The 1,983-nt window shown below is 45.9% G+C and carries 1 protein-coding gene; it reads left to right on the top strand.

What is annotated here, in order from left to right; genetic code table 11:
- Positions 1 to 522: 522 nt before the first annotated feature.
- The gene (ilvC, locus tag ACUVJL_RS37280) at positions 523 to 1,521 is read left to right on the top strand and encodes a ketol-acid reductoisomerase (protein WP_445250414.1); all 999 of its coding nucleotides are present in this window, start codon (positions 523 to 525) and stop codon (positions 1,519 to 1,521) included.
- The last annotated feature ends 462 nt before the right edge of the window (positions 1,522 to 1,983 follow it).

Genomic DNA, 1,983 nt, shown 5'->3' with positions numbered 1-1,983 from the left:
AGTTATTTTTTCTTGTGGGATGGGCATCTTGCCCGTCCAATAAATTTATGAAAATGACTTTTGCAAGAGGTCTAGTGAATTTTCTTGTGGAACAGGCATCTTGCGTTAAGCGAGAATGGTGCAAGATGTGAGGTTTTTTCAACAGCACAGCACGCTATTGACAATTATATTTGACGATCGCAGACTCCGCCACCAAGATGTTGCACCATTCTCAATAAGCTTTTTATGAACAGGCAAGATGCCTGTTCCACAAAGAGTGAATTTTCTTGTGGAACAGGCATCTTGCCTGTTAAGCGAGAATGGTGCAAGATGTGAGGTTTTCAACAGCACAGCACGCTATTGACAATTATATTTGACGATCGCAGACTCCGCCACCAACCCTGCTAAATTCAGGGCGATCGGCCTGAATTTTCCCCCGCCCAAATCTTAATATGGAAAATTTCTGCAAAAAAAGCACCCTACTTTGATAAAATGAGAGTTTTGCAGTCAATCACCCAATTTGCATTTCAGGAAACAAGCACTATGGCCCGTATGTATTACGACACCGACGCGAACCTCGACCTCTTAGCCAACAAAACGATTGCTATCATCGGCTACGGTTCCCAAGGGCACGCCCACGCCCTCAACCTCAAAGATAGCGGCATGAATGTCGTTGTCGGTTTGTATCCCGGTAGCAAATCTGCCGCCAAAGCAACCGACGCGGGTTTAACAGTTCACCCGGTAGACAAAGCAGCAGCCGCCGCTGACTTCATCATGATTTTATTGCCCGATGAAGTTCAAAAAACCGTTTACAAAGAACAAATTGAACCGAACCTTTCAGAAGGAAATGTTTTAGCATTTGCTCACGGTTTTAACATTCACTTCGGCCAAGTTGTTCCCCCTGCCACTGTAGACGTAGTAATGGTTGCCCCCAAAGGCCCTGGACACTTGGTGCGGCGGACTTACGAACAAGGGGAAGGCGTTCCGAGTTTGTTTGCAGTATATCAAGATGCTTCCGGTCAAGCGCGCGATCGAGCAATGGCCTATGCTAAAGGTATCGGCGGCACCAGAGCCGGCATCCTTGAAACCACTTTCCGCGAAGAAACAGAAACCGATCTTTTTGGCGAACAAGTAGTTTTGTGCGGCGGTTTGAGCGCATTAATTAAAGCTGGATTTGAAACTTTAGTTAACGCCGGATATCAACCGGAATTAGCTTATTTTGAATGTTTGCACGAAGTTAAACTTATCGTTGACTTAGTAGTAGAAGGAGGCCTCGCCAAAATGCGCGACAGCATCTCCAATACCGCAGAATACGGCGATTTAACTCGCGGCCCCCGCATCGTTACGGATCAAACCCGCGCCGAAATGCGGAAAATTCTCAGCGAAATTCAATCCGGTCAATTTGCCCGCGAATTCGTTCTGGAAAACCAAGCCGGCAAACCGGGCTTTACTTCCATGCGCCGTCGGGAAGCTGAACATCCTATTGAAGAAGTTGGTAAAGATTTGCGAGCTATGTTTAGCTGGTTGAAAAAGCACGCTTAATCAATTTTAGATTTTAGATTTTAGATTTTAGATGGGAGGACAAATCTACAGCGTATTCCAGGTTTATGAAGTAGGGACAACCGCCGGATCCCGTGTCCCTAAGGCGGGGATAGATAGATAGGCGGGTGTCGTTCATAAATGTGGAATCTGCTGTAAAACAGTCCTGGACGCAGAACCTCTATCTGTAGGGTACGCACGGATCACCTTACCGCTGGGAGGAAAATCTAAAATCTCAAGTTTAACTCAATTGGCGTAAGTCCCACACCGTAACTGTACCCGGTTCGGTGTTGGGATATAAGCAAAACAAAAATATAGAAAGAGTTGGCATATAGAGTTGATTTGAGTTAATATATAGATGGTTGCGACCCACTCACTCGGCTGTAATAACAAAACGGTCATAGTAGCAGTAATATGCTTACCGGGAAACTGCGAGAGAAAGGAGGAAAAGGCAGACCGCTGGTT

This window comes from Microcoleus sp. OTE_8_concoct_300, assembly GCF_031383065.1.
Classification (GTDB): Bacteria; Cyanobacteriota; Cyanobacteriia; order Cyanobacteriales; family Microcoleaceae; genus Microcoleus.
This window is presented reverse-complemented; position numbering and strand designations above follow the sequence as displayed.